The sequence below is a fragment of the Sutcliffiella tianshenii genome, from assembly GCF_016908565.1.
Classification (GTDB): Bacteria; Bacillota; Bacilli; order Bacillales; family Bacillaceae_I; genus Sutcliffiella_A; species Sutcliffiella_A tianshenii.
In genome coordinates this window covers 239701-256922 of the sequence record NZ_JAFBED010000004.1, presented here as the reverse complement: position 1 = coordinate 256922, position 17222 = coordinate 239701, and the positions used below count along the sequence as shown (strand labels likewise).

Here is a 17222-nt window from a genome sequence, read left to right as displayed (position 1 = left end):
ATAATATGAGTGACTATCAGCAATTCCTGGCAGAACGGGATAAGATTGATTATTTTATAGAAAAAGGGTTCAGGATAAAGAATGTCGAAGAGAACTTGGAGGGGGCTTTTCTGCTCCTCGAGAAAAGCGCAGGGGCCGATAAACAGGAGGAAACCTTACACATCAAACATGCAGATTCGAGAAAGTACTTCTCCTCCCTTTTGATACGCCAGCTGCAAAAAGAAAAATAGAAAAATCCTCATAGATAATGGGAACAAGGAATAAAATTTTGTAAACCTCATCGTGAAAGGAGCTCATAAAAATGGAATATCAATTGAAGTGCAAAGAAAGTGCCTATCCTTGTGAAGTGACGATTGATGAGGATAACAACCGTTTCACGATCCGTAAGGCCGATTCCAGTGGAGAGTTTTTCAACTCACCTGAAGAGCTGGTCAATTGGATCCTGGAAAATTGGGACTCCAGTGATTTCAATGACGAAGGTGAATTTCAGGAAATGGTCAAGGAGATACAGCTGAATTTTCCTATAAACAATTAAAAACAAAAGGTGGCATAAACCTGATCGAGGTTTCTGTCACCTTTTGTTTGTTTGTGTCAGAAAATTTAAATAATTAGGAGCGGATTATACTGTATAATGGAAATATGCAATAAAAAAGAGGTGAATTCATGAAAGGCATGCTATCCTTGCAGGAAATTATGCAGAGAACGCATTTTGAAAAGGCAGAAGTGATCGCAGGCAAGAAAGGAATAAACCGTTTAGTCAAATGGGTACATGTAGTGGAAATCACAGTTATCGAAAAGCTGCTGAACGGCCAGGAATTGATCCTCTCCACAGGTGTATCATTTGGTGACAATCCGGCCGCCTTCCATTCCTTTGTCCAACAATTGATCAATTCCCATGCAGCAGGACTTTGTATTGAAAAAGGTAGATACACATCGACAATCCCAGAGGAAATCATTGCCCTAGCAGATGAACACCACTTCCCGCTCATTCTTTTTCATGAAGAGGTTTCCTTTGTGGAAATTACCCAGGATATCCATTCTGTCCTGATCAACCAGCAATATCAAAAGATCTCAGAGCTTGAAATGTATGCACAAAGCTTAAATAAAAAACTTCTCACCATCTCCCATGAAGAAGAAATTCTTTCCTACCTCCATGAACATATTGGCGCCCAGATTATTTATGAAAAAGAAAATCAGGATGTATATTTTATTCCAAGTGTTCCAATCCATAAAAGAAAAGAACTAGTGTCAGCCCTTTCCAAAATCGACAATGATGAGGATCTCCATCTAAAACAACCGATACAAGTACTGGACAAGCAATATGGGGTGATACACCTCTATTCGAAGGATCGCCCTTTAAGTGAATTTGATCTGCTTATGCTGGACAGGACGGTAACGGCCCTTGCGCAGCATCTCTTACGCGGCCTATATGTAGAGGAAAAAAGAAGGCTTGAAGAAAGTGAGTGGCTCAGAAGTTGGTTGGATGGCGGGCAGTCCCTAGAGTCCATCAGGGAATTCTTGTCGCGCCATGACTCTATTTTTGTAAAAAACGGAGTAGTCCTTCTCTGCAAAAAGAATGGCCCAGACGTTCCTTCCTTGGATAAAACCTATCTCACCCTTTTGTTCCGTTCCATTTTCGAGCAACAGGGATTCTCGGTGTTTTTTACAGAAATGAAAAATACCCTCACCGTCATCCTGCTTAACCACAGGGATGCAGGGAAATGGAAGGAGCGGGTGAAAGAGGGGATATCGAATCTGATTTCCAAGCAATGTGATAAGAATGGAAGAACGTTTCTCAGATTGAGTATCGGGAAGTATGTCCATGGACTCGAACAGATGTCAAAGAGCTATTGGACTGCCTGGGAGGCCATGAAAATACAGGAGCAGCTACTTAATGGGGTCTATTCCTCCTTTTTTGAGGACCTACATATCTATCGGCTCATTTCCTATATGCAAAAGCAGCAAGATCTCCGCGAATTCGTGATGGAGTATCTTGAACCGGTCATCGTGCATGATCAGAAACACAATGGCAAGCTGTTGGAGACATTGAAGGTCTATCTCTCGTGCAATGGTTCCAAAAAAGAGACTGCCAATCAGTTGTTCATCGTCCGGCAAACCCTCTATCATCGCATTCAAAAATTGGAAAGCCTGCTTGGTGAGGACTTCATGCATGCAGAGAAGCGACTGGTCATCGAATTTATGATCATGGTGTATGAGTATCTTAATTCCACCAATGACTATTTCGAAGACTCAACCAAGACGACATTGAATCTTTAAGGCATCGGCAACAAAATAGACCTCATCGAGATGATGAGGTCTATTTTGTTGCTTGGATATGAGGTGGATATCTATCATATGGATAAAAATTATTAGTTTCATCATAAGCTTGATGACGGGCTTTTTGGACCTCGAGTGCGATTGAAAAGCTCATCATAAGGCGGATGACGGGCTTTTTGCACCTCGAAAGGGATTGAAAAGCTCATCATAAGGTGGATGACGGGCTTTTTGCACCTCGAAAGCGGTTGAAAAGCTCATCATAAGGTAGATGACGGGCTTTTTGCACCTCGAAAGCGGTTGAAAAGCTCATCATAAGGTGGATGACGGGCTTTTTGCACCTCGAAACCGGTTGAAAAGCTCATCATAATGTGGATGACGGTTTTTTTGCACCTCGAAAGCGATTGAAAAGCTCATCATTAGGTCGATGATCAGCCCTCCCTCAGAGAACACACAAAAATTTCTCCTCTCAACAACCAAGTTCATTCTCCCCCCATTCAGAAACTCCAATTCCACCTATAAATCTTATTATATGTATTCAAAGTGTGGAAACAATCCTTCAATAAGTTTTACATTTTGTCTAATGAAAGCCTTGCAATTTTATCAGATAATAGGCATAAGTTCTAAAATTTCAAAAATGGGAGGTAGTCTAATGACAACAACGTCAAAGGATACGGTCGTACTTCAAAATTACATTAATGGAAGGTGGGTGGACTCCAGGGGTTCTGTAACCTTGGATGTCGAGAACCCGGCTACAAAGGGATGCCTGGCAAAGGTGCCTATTTCGACTAAAGAGGATGTAGAAGAAGCAGTCAAGGCTGCCAAAAGTGCCTTTCAATCCTGGAGGAACGTCCCTGTCCCGAAACGTGCACGCATCATGTATGAATATCATCATCTGTTGACAGAACGCCATGAAGAGCTGGCAAAACTGATAGTCCTAGAGAACGGAAAGGCATATAAAGAGGCATACGGAGAAGTGCAGCGGGGCTTGGAGTGTGTAGAATTTGCCGCAGGGACGCCAACACTGATGATGGGGGAGACGTTGGCAAATATCGCAGAAGAAATAGATTCGAGCATGTATCGTTATCCATTGGGGGTGGTAGGCGGGATCACACCATTCAATTTCCCGATGATGGTACCTTTATGGATGTTCCCCCTAGCAGTCGCTTGCGGGAATACCTTTGTCCTGAAGCCATCTGAAAGGACGCCGCTTCTTGCAAACCGTCTGGTGGAGCTGTTCTCCCAGGCCGGAGCACCAGATGGGGTGTTGAATATTGTCCATGGTGCGCATGATGTGGTCAATGGCCTGCTTGATCATGAAGATGTGAAGGCCATTTCCTTTGTAGGCTCGCAGCCTGTTGCAAAATATGTATATGAAAGGTCGGCTGCCAATGGAAAGCGTGTACAGGCACTTTCAGGGGCAAAAAATCATCATGTTGTCATGCCTGATTGTGATATCGAAAAGGCTGCCCAGCATATATTAACATCAGCCTTCGGTAGCGCAGGTCAGCGCTGCATGGCCTGCAGTGCGGTCGTCGTGGTTGGTGACAACGATAAGTTTGTCGAGGAGCTGAGGGTGAAGGCGGATGCCTTGTCGATCGGAAATGGGATGGATGAAGAAGTATTGCTGACACCAGTCATTCGCGAAAGTCACAGGGAAAAGGTGGTCGGGTTTATAAAACAGGGAGTGGCGGAAGGTGCGTCCCTCTTACGGGATGGAAGAAAGGAAATGGAAGATCTGACCGAAGGAAACTATCTCGGCCCTACGATTTTTGATCATGTTACCCCTGACATGACGATTGCAAAAGAAGAAATCTTCGCACCTGTATTGAGTCTGCTGCGGGCAAGTGACCTAGATGAGGCACTCTCACATATTGAAAAGTCCCGCTTCGGGAACGGTGCCACCATCTATACGAAGGATGCGAAGGCTGTGCGGCAGTTCAGGGAAGAGGCGGATGCCGGGATGATCGGGGTCAATGTAGGCGTCCCTGCCACTATGGCATTTTTCCCATTCTCCGGATGGAAAGATTCCTTCTATGGAGACCTTCATGTCAACGGAAAAGATGGACTGAACTTCTATACCCGTAAAAAAATGATCACATCCAGATTCGATTTTTAATGGCGAGAAACAAATAAATGAAATGAGGGGTCTGGCCCCTAAAGAAAGGTGTGATTGCTTTGGTCAGGATGGATCAGGCGCATGGGCAGGATTTGATGGCTAGTGATGAGCGTTATGTATGGCATTCCATGAAGCCTTACAGTCCGCAGGGGACGATGGTGGTTAAAGAGGCGAAGGGTGCCTGGGTGACGGATGTGGACGGGAAAAGGTATCTGGACGGGATGTCTGGCCTATGGTGTGTCAATGTCGGGTATGGCCGCACGGAGCTTGCTGAAGCGGCTTATGAGCAGTTGAAGGAACTTGCCTACTTTCCATTGACACAGAGTCACGTCTCCGCAATCAAGCTCGCTAAGAAACTGAATGAATGGCTAAAGGATGAGTATGTCATTTTCTTCTCCAACAGCGGTTCGGAAGCGAACGAGACCGCCTTCAAGATTGCAAGGCAATATCATCTGCAATGCGGTGAACACAGCCGCTATAAAATCGTGTCCAGGTACAGGTCCTATCATGGAAACACAATGGGATCCCTAGCGGCAACGGGACAGGCGCAGAGAAAGTACAAATACGAACCGCTGGCACCGGGATTTGTCCATGTCCCACCACCTGACACCTACCGGATGGAGGAGCCGGCATCCACAGATCCGATGAAGCTAAGGAGTGTAAAGGATGTCGATCAGGCAATGACGTGGGAGCTGAGTGAGACGATCGCAGCCATGATCATGGAGCCGATCATCACAGGCGGGGGTATTCTTACGCCGCCTGACGGATACATGAAAGCCGTGAGTGAAGTATGCAAAAAGCATGGTGCCCTTCTGATTGTGGATGAAGTGATCTGCGGATTTGGCCGGACCGGCAAGCCATTCGGTTTCATGAACTATGATGTGAAGCCTGATATCATAACGATGGCAAAGGGAATAACAAGTGCGTATCTTCCGTTGTCCGCAACAGCCGTCAAGAAGGAAATCTATGAAAAGTTCAAGGGATCGGATGAATATGACTACTTCCGCCATGTCAACACCTTTGGCGGTAGCCCGGCCTCCTGCGCCCTTGCGCTGAAGAATCTAGAAATCATGGAAAACGAGAAATTGATTGAACGTTCAGCCGAGAAAGGGAAGGTACTGCTTAATGAGTTGAAATCCAGACTCTCTAACCACCCGTTCGTCGGGGATGTCAGAGGGAAGGGGCTGCTTGTAGGAATCGAACTTGTCAGCGATCGAGGAACAAAAGAGCCGATCTCTCTCGAAAAAATCAATAGTGTCATTGCAAGCTGCAAGCAAAAAGGCCTCATCATCGGGAAGAACGGTGCAACTGTTGCGGGCTACAACAATGTCCTGACATTGGCACCACCCCTTTCCATCGAGGATGAGGATCTGCAGTTCATCATCAAGACAATTTCCGATTCCATCCTCGCTCTCAAATAAAACGACTGCATAATAATTGAAAACTATATAGACAATAACGAGTAGGAGGCGTTTCGCTTGAACAATCAGTGGAAATGGCTATTACGCCTAGGTACACTTCTACTCGTTATGATCATTTTGTATGTTTGGATGAAGCTGAGCCCGTTCTGGACTCCCATGCTAAGAATCATCCTTACTGTAAGCATTCCGTTTTTTATCAGTGTTTTCATTACATATTTGCTTCATCCGGTGGTAGAGTATACCCATAATCGAGGTTTGCCGAGACCCATTGCCATCCTGATCATCTATCTCTTGTTTTTCGGCGGGATCGGGTTCGTGGGGTATAAGGGGATCCCGGTCATCATTGATCAGTTGTGGGAGCTGTCAGAAAACTTCCCAAGGCTGGCGCAGACATACAGTGACTGGATCAAGCAGATCCACACAAGTACATCGAGTTGGCCCGACGGCATCCACGAGAGGGTGGATCAGACATTTTCGGAATTTGAAGAGATGCTTTCAAGCCTTCTTGTAAAAGTGATCGCAGGTTTGAAGGGGCTATTGAACTCCTTTTTTATACTCATTGTCATTCCATTTATCGTGTTCTATCTGCTAAAGGACTATGACCAGGTGAAAAAGACAGTCTGGTATCTGACGCCAAGAAAGTGGCGCAAACCGGGAATGGCCTTTTTGCATGATGTCGACCAATCTCTTGGCAGCTATATCAGGGGGCAATTGACCGTATGCCTCATCATCGGCGTGCTGGCGACCTTGAGTCTGTGGCTGACAGGAATGCGTTATCCCCTGGTGCTTGGTGTCATCATCGGGGTAACAAATGTCATCCCCTATTTTGGTCCTGTGATAGGTGCATTTCCTGCCATCATCATCGCTGCCACCATATCTGTGAAGATGGTGCTCCTTGTTGTGGTCATCATTTTTGGCTTGCAGTTCATAGAAGGCAATATCCTATCCCCGCTGATAGTCGGAAAAAGCCTGCATATCCACCCGGTCCTGATCATCCTGGCCCTTTTGATTGGCGGTGAGGTAGCTGGGGTGCTCGGGTTGATTTTGGCAGTCCCTGTTTTTGCTGTCTTAAAGGTGACCATCACTCATATCAGCAGTCATTTTATCAAACATTGACAAACAGGCAGGAGGTTGCATATAATCTTTACATCTACATATTTCAATTCAAAGAAGGATAGAGTATGCTAAAGCCCTTCCTAGTAGAGAGGAATTCCTCAGGCTGAAAGGATTCCAGGAAGAAGAGTGGCAGAAAGCTAATCCGGAGTGCGGGGTAAAATCCTGCCGGTCTGCACCGTTAAAGCATCTGAGAGATGATGGGCAAGTCCTGTCATAATCAGGGTGGTACCGCGAGAATACACTCTCGTCCCTGTTTTGGGGACGGGAGTTTTTTGTTTTTTTTCAAAAGATAAAGGAGGATGTATCGAAATGAAACACTTAACTTCTGCGCAAGTCAGACAAATGTTTTTGGATTTCTTCAAAGAAAAAGGACACTCTGTTGAACCAAGTGCATCACTTGTTCCACATGAAGATCCTTCCCTATTATGGATCAACAGTGGGGTAGCAACGCTTAAAAAGTATTTTGACGGACGGGTGATCCCTCAGAATCCCCGCATCTGCAATGCACAAAAATCAATCCGTACAAACGATATTGAAAATGTAGGGAAAACAGCCCGCCATCACACATTCTTTGAAATGCTCGGGAACTTTTCCATTGGTGAATACTTCAAAAAAGAAGCGATCGACTGGGCATGGGAATTCCTGACCAGCAAAGAGTGGATCGGCTTTGATGCTGAAAAGCTTTCTGTCACCATCCATCCTGAAGACGAGGAAGCATACCGTTATTGGAATGAAGTAATCGGGGTGCCTGCTGAAAGGATCATCCGACTTGAGGGGAACTTCTGGGATATCGGTGAAGGTCCTAGTGGTCCAAACACTGAAATCTTCTATGACCGCGGGGAATCCTATGGAAATGACGAGAACGACCCTGAGCTTTATCCTGGCGGGGAAAATGAGCGTTATCTGGAGATATGGAATCTTGTATTTTCCGAATTCAACCATAATCCTGATGGCACTTACACGCCACTGCCGAAGAAGAACATCGATACAGGAATGGGCTTGGAACGCATGGTTTCAGTTATCCAGGATGTACCGACAAACTTCGATACAGACCTGTTCATCCCGATCATCCAGGCAACAGAGCAAGTTTCTGGTGAAAAATACGGGACCGAGAAAGAAAAAGATGTGGCATTCAAAGTGATAGCTGACCATATCCGTACGGTTACATTCGCTGTAGGGGACGGAGCGCTACCATCCAATGAGGGTCGCGGCTATGTCTTGCGCCGTTTGTTGAGAAGAGCGGTACGCTATGCAAAGCAGCTCGGAATCAACCGTCCTTTCATGCATGACCTTGTACCAGTTGTGGCAGAAATCATGGTCGACTTCTATCCGGAAGTAAAAGAAAAGAAGGACTTCATCCAACGTGTGATCAAAACTGAAGAAGAGCGTTTCCACGAAACATTGAACGATGGTCTTGCCATTCTTTCCACGGTTATTGCGAGAGCAAAGGAAGAGGGCAATAACGTCATTTCCGGAGCGGATGCTTTCCGACTTTATGATACGTATGGTTTCCCGGTGGAACTGACAGAAGAGTATGTAGAAGAACAGGGCATGACATTAGATCATGCAGGCTTTGAAAAAGAAATGGAAATGCAGCGTGAACGTGCTCGTTCCGCTCGCCAGGATGTGGATTCCATGCAGGTTCAATCAGGGGTCCTGGGGGAAATTCGTTCCCAAAGTACTTTTGTAGGGTACGAGCAGCTTTCCGCAACATCGACCATTTCAGTCATCGTGAAAAATGGGGAGCTTGTTGACTCTGCCGAAGCTGGTGAAGAAGTGCAGGTCATCCTTTCCGAAACGCCGTTCTACGCAGAAAGCGGCGGTCAGGTAGCCGATCACGGTTATATCGCTGGTGAAAGCGGAAGAGCTTTTGTAAAGGATGTTCAAAAGGCACCGAACGGCCAGAATCTTCACACCATCCTAGTGGAAGAAGGCATTTTGAACAGGGAGCAGACAGTCAAGGCTGAAGTGCATGCAAACAATCGTGCACAGATAATCAAAAATCATACAGCGACACACATCCTGCATCAGGCTCTTAAGGATGTTTTGGGAACACATGTCAACCAGGCTGGATCTCAAGTGACTGCAGATCGACTGCGCTTTGACTTCTCCCACTTCGGACAGGTGACACAGGAGGAAATCGAAAAAATCGAGGGGATCGTCAACGAGAAGATATGGGCGAATCTTGATGTTGTCATTGAAAACAAATCCATTACAGAAGCAAAAGCAATGGGGGCAATGGCATTATTCGGTGAAAAATATGGGGACATCGTCCGAGTGGTGCAAGTGGACGATTACAGCCTTGAGCTTTGTGGTGGATGCCATGTACAAAACACCTCTGTCATCGGCCTTTTCAAAATCGTTTCTGAATCAGGTATCGGTGCAGGAACACGACGCATGGAGGCGGTGACAGGCGAAGCTGCATACCGTCTGTTGAATGATCAGGTCCAACTATTAAAGGACGCTGCTGTAAAATTGAAAACGAAGCCTCAGGAAGTCGGAAGCAGAATCGATGTTCTTCTTTCTGACATGAAGGAGCTTCAAAGAGAAAATCAATCCCTGTCAGCGAAGCTCGGAAATATTGAAGCGTCCAGCCTTTCTGATAAAGCTAAACAAGTAAATGGAGTGACCATGCTCGTAAGTAAAGTGGCAGGTACGGATATGAACAATCTCCGTACGATGGTGGATGATTTAAAAACCAAGCTAGGTTCTGCCATCATTGTCCTTGCAAGCGTACAGGATGGAAAAGTGAACATTTCAGCAGGTGTAACAAAAGATTTAATCGAAAAGGGCCACCATGCCGGAAAAATTGTGAAGGAAGTGGCAACCCGTTGCGGCGGAGGCGGTGGAGGCCGTCCGGATATGGCTCAGGCAGGCGGGAAAAACCCGGAACAAGTCGACTCTGCACTACAATCTGTGGAAGAATGTATAAAATCCGTTTAACATTGTTGAAAATTGGTGTACAATAAAGGTAACAATTTACAAGCAGAATAAAGAAGTCTAAAAGAGAGGTGCATACCATGAGCTCCTTTGACAAAACTATGAAGTTCAACTTCCAGGAAGAAACAATGGAAGCGAATGTAAATGAAGTATTAACGACTGTACACGATGCATTAGAAGAGAAAGGGTATAACCCGATTAATCAGATTGTCGGCTACCTTCTTTCTGGTGACCCTGCGTACATCCCGCGTCACAAGGATGCAAGATCATTAATACGGAAAATTGAGAGGGACGAGCTGATCGAAGAATTGGTGAAGTCTTATCTAAACCAGCATCGCAAGGAGTAGTACATGCGCATTTTAGGCTTAGACGTAGGTTCCAAGACGGTAGGAGTTGCCATCAGTGATGAAATGGGATGGACTGCTCAAGGATTGGAAACGATAAAAATTGATGAAGCGGTAAAGAACCTCGGCTTTAAACGGTTAAAGCAGATCATTGCTGAATATAAGCCCGATAAAGTGGTCATCGGCCTTCCGAAGAACATGAACGGAACCATTGGCCCCCGAGGGGAAGCCAGCCGGCATTATGGTGATATGCTGACTGCAAAAACCGGTCTCCCTGTCATCTACTGGGACGAACGGCTTTCTACTGTAGCAGCAGAGAGAATCCTTCTTTCTGCTGACGTAAGTAGAAAAAAAAGAAAACAAGTAATAGACAAAATGGCTGCAGTGGTGATCCTCCAAGGATACCTGGATAGCCAACAATAAACCTGAGGTGAATAGAATGGAACACGGTGAAAAGCAAATTACAGTAGTAGACGAAGACGGCAACGAACAGCTTTGTGAGGTATTATTTACATTCGAATCAGAGGAATTCGGAAAGTCTTACGTTCTTTACTATCCAGTGGGAGCGGAGAACGACGATGAAGATGATATCGAAATCCACGCTTCCAGCTTCGTGCCGAACGAAGAAAACGAAGAAGGCGAACTTCAACCTGTTGAAACGGATGAAGAGTGGGATATGATCGAAGAAATGCTTAATACATTCATGGCTGAGGACGAGGAATAATCTGTACTCTCCAGAAAAAAGAGCAGGGACCGGGAAGCTACCGGATCCTGCTCTTTTTTACGTGGATGGCTCTGGACGTTCAAATAATAAGGAGGATAGCTGTTCCTTATTGGAAGCAAGATCCTCGAGGGTGTACTGATCAAGTACTGACAAAAATGCCTGTGTAGCTTGGTGCAGCGCACCTTTCAATTTACAGGCGGGTGACAGTATACAAGTTTGATGGTCCTGAAAGCATTCCACCATATGAAAATCCTCTTCAGTATTTCTGACCACATTCCCGATGTTGATCTCTTTAGGTGATATGGCAAGTTTCAGGCCACCGTTGCGCCCTCTGATTGTTTCGATGTAGCCCAATTTCCCCAGGTGGAAAATCACTTTCATCAAATGGTTCTTCGAAATGCCGTATGAATCCGCAATATCCTTGATTTGGACTAGTTTCTCAGAAGATGGGACACTCGCTAGATATATTAATACTCGCAATGAGTAGTCTGTATACATGGTTAGTTTCATAATCTCCCTCCACCTTCATTTTACCACAAAGTAACGATTATCATAAAAATGTTAACCGAATCTCGCCCAGACAGACATATTTGAATGAAAGCCATTCATGGAGCAAACGATAAGGAAAATGAAAGCCTGAAATGGTCTGTATTGGTTATCATATAGAGTTTTTATGGTTCTTAAGGACTATCTTTCACCAGTTGTCATAGGTAAAAACGCATAATAAATTTGTCGAAAATCCAAAAGAATAAATATTTTTGTCAAAATTTATATCAAATTGTTGTATAATTAATAATTGTGCGAGAGGGGGTCTTTTTTTGTCTGAGAAAAAGAGTAAAGACTATATCGAAGAGAAGTTAAAAGAAAAGCACCATGAGGCGAAAATTGTTCGCCGCATCGTATTTACTGTATTTGTCATTCTAATGCTAGTCCTAACCGGTGTAATTGGCGGCGGATATTTTTACATAAAAAATGCCTTGAAACCAGTGGATGAACAAAATAAAGAAACAAAGCAAATTGAAATACCAATCGGTTCCTCCCCGACAACCATCGGGAAGATCCTCGAGGAAAACGGTGTCGTCCATAACGCGAAGATTTTTCGTTATTACGTAAAATTTAAAAGTGAATCAGGATTCCAGGCGGGAGAGTATGCTTTCAGCCCTTCCATGTCACTGGATGAAATTATCGGTCAACTGAAGCAGGGCAAAATCATGCAGGAGGTTGTTTTCCAAGTGACCATCCCTGAAGGACGCCAGCTTACCCAGATTGCCACCATCCTGGCAAGCAGAACAAATATTAAGGAAGAGGAATTCCTGGAGGTTGTCAATGATCCTGAGTTTGTTAAGAAGATGATCGATAAATATCCGTCAATCCTGACAGATGACGTTCTTAACGAGGAAGTGAAGTATCCATTGGAAGGATACCTATTCCCGGCAACTTATCCATTTTACGTAGAAGAGCCGACTGTCGAGGAAATCATTGAAACCATGCTGCAAAAAACAGTCGAAGTGGTCGCTGAAAATGAAGATCTTATGCGCCAAAAGGAATATACGCCTCATCAGCTCCTGACGATGGCAAGTATGATTGAAGCGGAAGCAACCAACCAGGAGGATCGCCAATATATCGCAAGTGTATTCTACAATCGCCTTGAGATCGACATGGCCCTCCAAACGGATCCAACAGTACTTTATGCGCTTGGAGAGCATAAGGAACGCACCCTTTACGAACATTTGGAAGTGGATTCACCTTACAACACTTACCTGCACACAGGGCTTCCGCCGGGACCTATCGCCAATGCAGGCGTCTCATCCATCGAGGCGGCATTGAAGCCGGCAGAATCCGAATACTTCTACTTCCTTGCAACGCCTGATGGCGAAGTATTGTTCAATGAAACATTGGAAGAACACAACATTGATAAAAACAAATATATATCGACTAACTGATAAGTGGTGGGGATGCGAAATTTATTCGCATTCCCATTATTTTTATGATAAAATATATCGAGTTGTTTAAATGAAGAAGCTTTGCACACATAAGAGTTCCTCATCCTGGGGTGAACTCTATTTTCTTGTGTAAGAAATGCTATTTACTATATATGATCAAGTGAAGGGAGGACCACACTTGGGAATTAATCATGATAAAATCATCTCCTATCTGGATTCTCTGATTTTGCCCCGTGATGAAGTCATCACTAAGATGGAAAAGCTTGCAGTAAAAGAAAATGTCCCGATCATGGATCTCGTAGGCATGGAAACATTGCTGCAGCTGCTGAGGCTTTCAGGACCAAAAAGGATATTGGAAATAGGTGCGGCAATCGGGTATTCCTCCATTCGTATGGCCACGGCCCTGCCTGATGCCAAGGTTGTGACCATCGAACGGGATGAAGTCAGATTCAAGCAGGCAGTGGAGCATATAAAAGAAGCTGGCTGTACAGAACAGATTCAGCTAGTTTTCGGGGACGCCCTGGAGGTTTTTGGAGAGATTGAAAAAGAGGGCCCGTATGACTTCATTTTTATAGATGCTGCAAAAGGACAATACGAAAAATTCTTTACGATGTATGAGCCTCTTCTAGCGGAAAATGGGGTTATCATAACAGACAATGTCCTGTTCAAGGGACTGGTTGCAGAAATGCATGAAACGATCGAGCCGAAGCGCATTCGGAATCTTGTGAAGAAAATCGACCATTTCAACCACTGGCTCATGAACCATCCTGATTATGTGACATCGATTCTTCCTGTTGGAGACGGGATTGCCATAAGTAAAAGAAGAGGTGAAAGATGATGAAAAAACCTGAACTGTTAGTAACACCGAAGGACATGGCGAACATGCGTGACCTGATCGAAGCAGGAGCGGATGCATTCGTAATAGGTGAGCAGCGCTATGGCCTGCGACTTGCAGGAGAATTCAATCGTACCCAGGTCGCAGAAGCCATCGAACTTGCACATGCACAGAACAGAAAGGTGTATGTGGCGATGAACGCCCTTTTTCATAATGAAAAGGTGGACGAACTGTCAGACTACCTATCCTTCCTTGAGCAGGCGAATGCGGATGCTGTCATTTTTGGTGACCCAGCCGTACTGATGGCGGCAAGGGAAGCAGCCCCTTCCTTGAAGCTGCACTGGAACACCGAAACAACGGCAACAAACTACTATACCTGCAACTACTGGGGCCGAAAAGGTGCAAAACGAGCGGTGTTGGCCCGCGAAATCAACATGGATTCCATTGTGGAAATGAAAGAGAATGCCGAGGTTGAAATCGAAGTGCAGGTGCACGGGATGACCTGTATGTTCCAATCGAAGCGTTCGCTGATCGGCCACTATTTCGAATACCAGGGGAAATCCATGGAAGTCGAAAAGGCGCAAGACAAGACAATGATTTTGCATGATAATGAACGAAACAATAAATATCCCATTTTTGAAGACGAAAATGGCACACACATCATGAGCCCGAATGACATGTGCATCATCGATGAGCTTGAAGAAATGATCGATGCTGAAGTGGACAGCTTCAAGATTGATGGGGTCCTGCAGACAGCTGAGTATATCGTGGAGGCGACAAAGCGCTACCGCAAAGCTATCGACCTATGTGTGGAAGACCGTGAAGAATATGAAAATGTAAAAGAGGACCTGCTTGCAGAGCTTGAGGAGCAACAGCAGGAACACCGTCCACTAGATACAGGCTTTTTCTTTAAAGAAACGGTTTATTAATAAGAAAAGGAGGTAACAGGATGACAACTTATGTGAATGATAAGATATCAAAAATCGTAGACGGTAAACGTGTGATCGTGAAAAAACCTGAGCTTCTTGCTCCGGCCGGCAATTTGGAGAAGCTTAAAATTGCCGTGCACTATGGTGCCGATGCAGTATTTATCGGGGGCCAGGAATACGGCCTTCGTTCCAATGCGGGGAACTTTTCCCACGAAGAGATGGCTGAAGGTGTCCGTTTTGCCGAAAAGTATGGTGCCAGAATCTATGTAACAACCAATATTTTCGCGCATAACGAAAATATCGATGGACTTGATGAGTATCTGATCGGCCTTGAGAATGCCGGTGTCCATGGAATCATCGTTGCAGATCCATTGATCATTGAAACATGCCGTCGTGTGGCACCGAAGCTTGAAGTCCACTTGAGCACCCAGCAGTCCTTGTCAAACTGGAAGGCTGTCCAGTTCTGGAAGGAAGAGGGGCTTGAGCGAGTGGTGCTTGCACGTGAAACAAGTGCGGAGGAAATCCGTGAAATGAAGGAAAAGGTGGACATCGAGATCGAGTCTTTCATTCATGGTGCGATGTGCATCGCCTATTCAGGCCGCTGTACGCTAAGTAACCATATGACAGCGCGTGACTCCAACCGTGGTGGCTGCTGTCAGTCCTGTCGTTGGGACTATGACCTGTATGAGCTGAATGATGGCAAGGAGCAGGCTCTTTTTGCTGAAAAAGATGCACCGTTTGCCATGAGTCCAAAAGACTTGAAGCTGATAGAATCGATTCCTAAGATGATCGAGCTTGGCATTGACAGCCTGAAAATCGAGGGCCGCATGAAATCAATCCATTACGTGGCAACGGTGGTAAGTGTATACCGTAAAGTCATCGATGCATATTGTGCAGATCCTGAGAACTTCGTGATAGATCCCCAGTGGCTAAAAGAGCTCGATAAATGTGCCAACCGTGAAACGGCTACAGCCTTTTTCGAAGGTGTGCCAGGGTATAAGGAGCAGATGTTTGGAAATCATAGCAAAAAGACTACGTTTGATTTCGTGGGATTGGTGCTTGATTATGATGCGGAAACCCAGATGGTCACCCTGCAGCAACGAAACTTTTTCAAGTCAGGGGAAGAAGTTGAATTCTTTGGACCTGAAATAGAAAACTTCAAACAAAAGATAGAGAAGATTTGGGACGAGGACGGCAGGGAGCTTGATGCTGCACGCCATCCATTACAAATTGTGAAATTCAAAGTCGAAAAGCCGATCTATCCGAACAACATGATGCGAAAGGGGCAGTAACAGGATGGGTAAAAGACCAATCGTAATCGGTGTAGCTGGTGGGTCAGGCTCGGGAAAGACGAGTGTTACTAAAGCAATATTTGATCATTTTACAGAGAAATCAATCTTGATGCTAGAACAGGATTACTATTACAAGGATCAGTCGGATGTAGCTTTTGAAGAGCGTTTAAAAACGAACTACGATCATCCGCTAGCATTCGATAACGACCTGCTGATAAAACATATTGAGAGTTTATTAAGCTATGACTCAGTCAACAAGCCGGTTTATGATTATACCCTTCACACAAGATCCTCCCAGGTGGTGGAGGTCGAGCCGAAGGAAGTTATCATTGTAGAAGGAATTTTGGTATTAGAAGACGAGCGTTTGCGCAACTTAATGGATATCAAGCTTTTTGTGGATACGGATGCCGATATCCGCATCATCCGTAGAATGCTCAGGGACATTAAAGAAAGAGGGCGCACGATCGATTCTGTCATCGAGCAGTATGTGACCGTGGTGCGGCCGATGCACAATCAATTCATCGAACCGACGAAGCGCTATGCCGATATTATCATCCCTGAAGGCGGGCAAAATCATGTTGCCATCGATTTAATGGTAACAAAAATTCAAACAATTCTTGAACAAAATGACATTTTGTAATAACATATGAGAAGTTAGAGAATTTTCCAATTGTGGATAGAACGTCGATGTATTCCATTTGATGGGTACATCTTTTTCCACATTTACATAAAAGGAAAGTAAATTGGGGAATGCAATTACTAGAAGGAGTGATTAGTCATGGCACAAGAGAAAGTATATCCAATGACTCAAGCAGGGAAAGAGAAGCTTGAGCAGGAACTCGAAAACCTGAAAAGCGTACGACGCAAAGAAGTGGTGGAGCGCATCAAGATCGCGCGCAGCTTCGGGGACCTATCCGAGAACTCTGAATATGATTCCGCAAAAGAAGAGCAAGCTTTCGTGGAAGGTCGTATCACTCTTTTGGAGCAAATGGTACGCAACGCAAAAATCATCCAGGAAGACAAAGATACAGATGCAGTCGGATTGGGCAAAACAGTCACTTTCATGGAGCTGCCTGATGGTGAAGAAGAAACATACACCATCGTGGGTAGTGCTGAAGCAGATCCTTTCGAAGGAAACATCTCGAACGAATCCCCAATGGGAAGCTCACTGATGGGCAAAAGAGTCGGAGATGAAGTAGCGATCCAGACTCCAGGCGGAGAAATGAACGTGAAAATCGTATCGATAAAATAATAGCCTTTATAAGGTTAAATAATGAACACCTCG

17 protein-coding genes and 1 other annotated feature are annotated in these 17222 nt (G+C 45.0%); of the genes, 16 read left to right on the top strand and 1 reads right to left on the bottom strand.

Annotation, left to right across the window (positions count from 1 at the left end; all coding sequences use genetic code 11):
- The first annotated feature begins 5 nt into the window (after window positions 1-5).
- From JOC95_RS10860 to JOC95_RS10815, 10 genes are all read left to right on the top strand, one after another.
- On the top strand, window positions 6-230 hold the full coding sequence (locus tag JOC95_RS10860) for a hypothetical protein (RefSeq protein WP_204416024.1): 225 nt from the start codon (window positions 6-8) through the stop codon (window positions 228-230).
- A gap of 71 nt (window positions 231-301) precedes the next feature.
- Window positions 302-535, top strand: coding sequence for a hypothetical protein (locus JOC95_RS10855; protein WP_204416023.1), 234 nt, complete (start codon window positions 302-304; stop codon window positions 533-535).
- Window positions 536-663: 128 nt separating this feature from the next.
- Window positions 664-2277 (top strand): PucR family transcriptional regulator, encoded by a 1614-nt coding sequence (locus JOC95_RS10850; RefSeq protein ID WP_204416022.1) that lies wholly within the window; start codon window positions 664-666, stop codon window positions 2275-2277.
- A gap of 649 nt (window positions 2278-2926) precedes the next feature.
- Window positions 2927-4393, top strand: a complete 1467-nt coding sequence (locus tag JOC95_RS10845; protein WP_204416021.1) for a CoA-acylating methylmalonate-semialdehyde dehydrogenase — start codon at window positions 2927-2929, stop codon at window positions 4391-4393.
- A gap of 68 nt (window positions 4394-4461) precedes the next feature.
- On the top strand, window positions 4462-5814 hold the full coding sequence (locus tag JOC95_RS10840) for an aspartate aminotransferase family protein (RefSeq protein WP_204416467.1): 1353 nt from the start codon (window positions 4462-4464) through the stop codon (window positions 5812-5814).
- A 57-nt stretch (window positions 5815-5871) separates the two neighbouring features.
- Entirely contained in the window at window positions 5872-6930 is a 1059-nt protein-coding gene (locus JOC95_RS10835) for an AI-2E family transporter (RefSeq protein WP_239582843.1), read from the top strand.
- 42 nt (window positions 6931-6972) lie between these two features.
- Window positions 6973-7185, top strand: a binding site (T-box leader).
- 54 nt (window positions 7186-7239) lie between these two features.
- Window positions 7240-9873 (top strand): alanine--tRNA ligase, encoded by a 2634-nt coding sequence (gene alaS, locus JOC95_RS10830; RefSeq protein ID WP_204416020.1) that lies wholly within the window; start codon window positions 7240-7242, stop codon window positions 9871-9873.
- Window positions 9874-9950: 77 nt separating this feature from the next.
- Window positions 9951-10217, top strand: a complete 267-nt coding sequence (locus JOC95_RS10825; protein WP_204416019.1) for an IreB family regulatory phosphoprotein — start codon at window positions 9951-9953, stop codon at window positions 10215-10217.
- A gap of 3 nt (window positions 10218-10220) precedes the next feature.
- Window positions 10221-10637: a Holliday junction resolvase RuvX gene (gene ruvX, locus JOC95_RS10820; RefSeq protein ID WP_204416017.1), complete on the top strand. Its 417-nt coding sequence runs from the start codon at window positions 10221-10223 to the stop codon at window positions 10635-10637.
- A gap of 16 nt (window positions 10638-10653) precedes the next feature.
- Window positions 10654-10938 (top strand): DUF1292 domain-containing protein, encoded by a 285-nt coding sequence (locus JOC95_RS10815; protein ID WP_204416015.1) that lies wholly within the window; start codon window positions 10654-10656, stop codon window positions 10936-10938.
- Window positions 10939-10995: 57 nt separating this feature from the next.
- On the opposite strand, the gene JOC95_RS10810 is transcribed toward JOC95_RS10815, so the two are convergent.
- Window positions 10996-11448 (bottom strand): Rrf2 family transcriptional regulator, encoded by a 453-nt coding sequence (locus JOC95_RS10810; protein WP_204416013.1) that lies wholly within the window; start codon window positions 11446-11448, stop codon window positions 10996-10998.
- A gap of 308 nt (window positions 11449-11756) precedes the next feature.
- Between JOC95_RS10810 and mltG the strand changes: the two genes are divergently transcribed.
- From mltG to greA, 6 genes are all read left to right on the top strand, one after another.
- Complete coding sequence (gene mltG, locus JOC95_RS10805) at window positions 11757-12881, top strand: endolytic transglycosylase MltG (protein WP_204416011.1); 1125 nt, start codon at window positions 11757-11759, stop codon at window positions 12879-12881.
- Window positions 12882-13065: 184 nt separating this feature from the next.
- Window positions 13066-13719, top strand: coding sequence for an O-methyltransferase (locus JOC95_RS10800; RefSeq protein WP_338083092.1), 654 nt, complete (start codon window positions 13066-13068; stop codon window positions 13717-13719).
- On the top strand, window positions 13719-14645 hold the full coding sequence (locus JOC95_RS10795) for a peptidase U32 family protein (protein ID WP_204416463.1): 927 nt from the start codon (window positions 13719-13721) through the stop codon (window positions 14643-14645). The genes JOC95_RS10800 and JOC95_RS10795 overlap by 1 nt, the downstream gene beginning before the upstream one ends.
- A 20-nt stretch (window positions 14646-14665) precedes the next feature.
- The gene (locus JOC95_RS10790) at window positions 14666-15937 is read left to right on the top strand and encodes a peptidase U32 family protein (protein WP_204416007.1); all 1272 of its coding nucleotides are present in this window, start codon (window positions 14666-14668) and stop codon (window positions 15935-15937) included.
- Between the two features lie 4 nt (window positions 15938-15941).
- Window positions 15942-16577, top strand: coding sequence for a uridine kinase (gene udk, locus JOC95_RS10785; RefSeq protein WP_204416004.1), 636 nt, complete (start codon window positions 15942-15944; stop codon window positions 16575-16577).
- A gap of 138 nt (window positions 16578-16715) precedes the next feature.
- Window positions 16716-17189: a transcription elongation factor GreA gene (greA, locus tag JOC95_RS10780; protein ID WP_204416002.1), complete on the top strand. Its 474-nt coding sequence runs from the start codon at window positions 16716-16718 to the stop codon at window positions 17187-17189.
- Window positions 17190-17222: the final 33 nt, after the last annotated feature.